This window comes from Methylobacterium sp. J-026, from assembly GCF_022829585.1.
Lineage (GTDB): Bacteria > Pseudomonadota > Alphaproteobacteria > Rhizobiales > Beijerinckiaceae > Methylobacterium.
In genome coordinates this window covers 1-3,663 of sequence record NZ_JAKSYC010000257.1, presented here as the reverse complement: position 1 = coordinate 3,663, position 3,663 = coordinate 1, and the positions used below count along the sequence as shown (strand labels likewise).

Genomic DNA, 3,663 nt, shown 5'->3' with positions numbered 1-3,663 from the left:
CGAGCCGGGGCTCAGCCCGGCGGGGTTAGAAGGTCAGTGAGCGGCGGCGCTGCGGGCGGCCTTGGCGACCTGCCAAGCGGCCTTGAGAGCGGAAGACATGGCCTCCCGGCGCGAGACGCCGCAGCGCTCCATGATGCCGGGGGCGGCCTTGCAGGCGGCGGCCATGATCGCCGCGCGGTCGTACTGGCCGGCGGTGGCGAGGGGGCGGGTGCGGGCGCCGAACTGGATGAGGGCGCGGGCGCTGAGCAGGCCGGCGGGGATCTTGGTGCGGCTGTCCTGGCCGGCGCGCTCGATGTCGGTCCAGGTGACGGTGCGGCGAGACATATCGCTTGCTCCACGATTACCGTGTGTGATAAACGGATATCGTGGATGCGGATGGCTGTCAACGCTTTCCGTGTAAAAATCTCGGAAAGCGTGGATTAGCTCCGATGTCTCTAACAGCCGCACAGTCACGAGCCGCCCGCGGGCTGCTCGACTGGTCACAGGCGGAATTGGGGAAGCGCTCGAACCTGAGCGAGAGCACCATTCGAGATTTCGAGAAGGGCCGTCGGACGCCTTCGCCGAACAATCTTTCTGCCATTCAGCAGTCCCTCGAAGCGGCCGGCGTCGAGTTCATCCCGCAGAACGGCGGCGGGGCCGGCGTGCGGATGCGCCAGCCGTGAACAAGGCGGCTCACAACGAGCGGATCAAGATCACGGCGACATGGTTCAACGGGGCCGCGGTGGCGGCACTGGCCGTCGGGTGCTTCGCGCCGATCGTGGCCTACGTCACGTCGAGCACGCATATTCCCCTGGCGGATCTCAACCTGCTGGTGGCCGCTTGGTTGTTCATGAGCGTCAGCCTACATCTGGCAGCACGTAGGGTTCTGCGGAGGATTGAGGAATGACCGGCGGGTTCGTGTCTGCTGCCATCATCGCCCCGCTGCTGCTCGCGGCGGCTGGCGGCTTCGTCTACTGGTACACGGGCCAGCAGGACCGGCGCGACGCGGCCGAGCACGGGCGGTAGGCCGTCTCTCCTCCCCCTGATCCCGGCGGCTTCTCCGCCGCATGGGCTGCCGCCGGAGTCGGCGCGGCCGCGGTTGTGTTTGCGGCGATCCAGGCTGTCGTCGCCTTGCGGAAGCTCCGGTTCGATCTGTTCGCCCGGCGGTTTGAAACCTGGGACGCGACGAACGACGCGATTGAAGCGCTGCGGGACGTCTGTCGCAAGCTGAGGATCGGAACGCCCGAGGACAGCGATGGCGGAGAGGCACGTCGGCAGTTCATCCGCCTTCGCCGCCAACTGCGGTTGCTATTCCCACCCGAAGTCGATGCGTGCTGTGAGCGCATACAGTTGGCGTTCCAAGAGTATGCAACCCTGGGCATGATGATGGAGCGCCCGGCCGCCCCGAGTGATCAGACTGCAAAGGTGTATATCGCTCAATTTGGAGAGTACACGCAGGCGCTCGACAAAACCTACCGGCTTCAAACTGAACTGCTAATTTTGGCGACACCGTACATGAAGCAGTACGGCTGGCTTGAAATATACGGCACACCCTTCGCAAGAGGCGTAGACGGGTACGTTCGAGCGTTCATCGATAAAAAGTTCCTGCCTCTCAGGCACCGTCAGCCACCAGAGCAGCCATGAGCCGGCGCTGGGCCCGGATCGGCGGCACCGTCTCGCTGGCGGGGTTTACCGTGATCGTCACAGCCCTAGCCGTCTGCGGGCTCGTGGGCCTCGTGCCATGACCGCCGGTCTGGAGTTCATCCCTGAGGACGGCAGCGGGGCCGGGATCCGGTTCCGGGACCGAAAGGGGTGAACGCGTGATCAAAGGTTACGTATGGCTGGTCATCGGCGTTCTGATCGCTATCGGGGTCATAGGAGCGATCGTCTACTTCATAGCCGCACGGCACGATTGACCCTACGGTGACGGGCGCCGCAAGGTCAGGCGGAGGAAAGACACGATCAGGAGCGGAAGGGGTGATCACCGGTCCTCAACTCCGCGCAGCGCGCTCCTCTCTCCGCTGGGACTCTAGGAAACTCGCAACGCGAGCGAAGGTACCTATCAGCGTCGTGCTGCGGGCTGAGGCCAGTCTCGGTGAGCCAGCAGTCAAGATCGCACAGTTGAATGCGCTGGTGCAGGCTTTGCTCTCCGCAGGCGCCAGCTTCCCACATTCTCAAGCGGACGACAGTGAGGCGCCGCCGTGACCGTCTTGTTCCGATCGCTGGAGATGGCATTCTCGGTGACATGCCAAGACGCTACATGCCCACATACAGCGTCCTGATCCGACGCTGCTCGCTTCGGCCCCATCGCTTTCGGTGGCTGCTAATCTCTTCCGACAACGCTCATAAGATCCACGCACCGATTTCCTCCAACACTGAGGCCGAAGCTCGGGAACGCGGGACGACCGAACTATCGAAGCTTACCGGAGGAAAGCGCAACACGCTCTGACCCGGCGGAGGTGCTACCGTCACCATAGCCGCGGCTGTCACAGCATTCCAGAAGGTCTTCACCTGCGTGCCATGTCCCACCTTCTGTTCCAAGAAATCCGACAATGCCGTGACGGGTAGGGATCTCTTTGGCCATAGCGCTAGGCGGCAGGGCCGGTGAAGCGGCGATCAGGTAATGGAACCCGCACAACAAAAAGCCCGGCCTTTCGGCCGGGCTAGGTGGGGTCCCTTAGCACGGGGACATCAAGACTGGCGCTTTGGAGAACGACCGGTCCCGATCTGGGAATTTAGAAGTCGCGCTGGACGCGGAAGCGGACCTGGGAGACCGAGTCCTGCGTGGCGGTGCGAACGGCGAAGGTGCCGGCGTTGATGCCGGCGATGTTGGCGTAGGCGGTCGGGCTCTTGTCGAGATCGATCGCCCGGCCGTTCTTCAGGCCGATCTGGGTGTAGAAGCCCTCGACGCCGATATCGAGGTCCTTCACCGGCGACCAGATCAGGCTCGCACCGGCCACGAACTGATAGGTGTCGCGCAGCGCCTGGCTCAGGTTGTAGAACCGGGTGCCGGGGACGCCAACGGCGTTGGAGCCGAACGGGTTGCTGCCGGCCAGACCGCTCACGAGGCTGTAGATCGCACCCTGGGCGAGACGGGCGCTGTTGGAGAAGCTCTGCTCGCCGTAGGAGCCGAAGAAGGCCGAGCGCCATTCCGGCGACCAGTAGTGCAGGTACGAGGCGACCGCCGTGAAGCTGGTCGAGGTCTGCAACTGGCCCGTGAACGGATTGACCGTCGCGTCAGCGAAGTACTGGGCGAACTTCTGACCCTGGATCGTCGTGGTGCTCTGCGTGTACGAGCCGGTGTACGAGGAGTAACCGGTGTAGAGCTGCGCGCCCTCGCCGTAGGCACCCTGCAGGTACAGGGCGTCGCCCGGCGCGATGAACGGGGCGTTAATCTTCAGGCCGCCCTGCACCGCGAAGCCCTGGACGTTGCTGGTATGGGCAGGGGCGACGATGGCGCCCGTGCCGGTGCTGGCGGCGGTCGAGAGGTTGCCGACGTTCAGCTCGTGGGTGGCGGCGGAGAGCTGGGCCGAGCCCCAGGCCTGGTCGAGGCGCACAACGCCGACGAAGTCGGGCAGACGCGAGCGCTCGATGCTGTCAATGTTGCCGTAGCGGTTCGGGCCGACGAAGATCGGGGTCGGCTGGTTGGTCACGCCGAAGTTCTGCGTGCTACCCGTGTTCAGC

General features: G+C 64.4%; 5 protein-coding genes. 3 read left to right on the top strand and 2 right to left on the bottom strand.

The features are described from left to right. Positions 1 to 33: 33 nt before the first annotated feature. Positions 34 to 324, bottom strand: coding sequence for a hypothetical protein (locus tag MKK69_RS22090; protein ID WP_243971478.1), 291 nt, complete (start codon positions 322 to 324; stop codon positions 34 to 36). Between the two features lie 104 nt (positions 325 to 428). On the opposite strand from MKK69_RS22090, the gene MKK69_RS22085 reads away from it, so the two are divergent. The 3 genes from MKK69_RS22085 to MKK69_RS22075 all read left to right on the top strand — a co-directional run bounded on the left by MKK69_RS22085 (position 429) and on the right by MKK69_RS22075 (position 1,623). Beyond that, the gene (locus MKK69_RS22085) at positions 429 to 662 is read left to right on the top strand and encodes a multiprotein-bridging factor 1 family protein (protein WP_243971476.1); all 234 of its coding nucleotides are present in this window, start codon (positions 429 to 431) and stop codon (positions 660 to 662) included. Next, on the top strand, positions 659 to 886 hold the full coding sequence (locus MKK69_RS22080; protein ID WP_243971474.1) for an amino acid transporter: 228 nt from the start codon (positions 659 to 661) through the stop codon (positions 884 to 886). The genes MKK69_RS22085 and MKK69_RS22080 overlap by 4 nt, the downstream gene beginning before the upstream one ends. Before the next feature lie 194 nt (positions 887 to 1,080). Continuing rightward, complete coding sequence (locus MKK69_RS22075; RefSeq protein WP_243971472.1) at positions 1,081 to 1,623, top strand: hypothetical protein; 543 nt, start codon at positions 1,081 to 1,083, stop codon at positions 1,621 to 1,623. Between the two features lie 1,091 nt (positions 1,624 to 2,714). Here MKK69_RS22075 and MKK69_RS22070 read toward each other — a convergent pair. Next, on the bottom strand, positions 2,715 to 3,663 hold a 949-nt coding region (locus tag MKK69_RS22070), incomplete at its 5' end, for a porin (RefSeq protein ID WP_243971471.1).

What these genes read in the sequence shown, in the direction of transcription:
- MKK69_RS22085 (WP_243971476.1), top strand. Translation starts at nt 429, where the DNA reads ATGTCTCTAACAGCCGCACAGTCACGAGCCGCCCGCGGGCTGCTCGAC.
- MKK69_RS22090 (WP_243971478.1), bottom strand. Translation starts at nt 324, where the DNA reads ATGTCTCGCCGCACCGTCACCTGGACCGACATCGAGCGCGCCGGCCAG.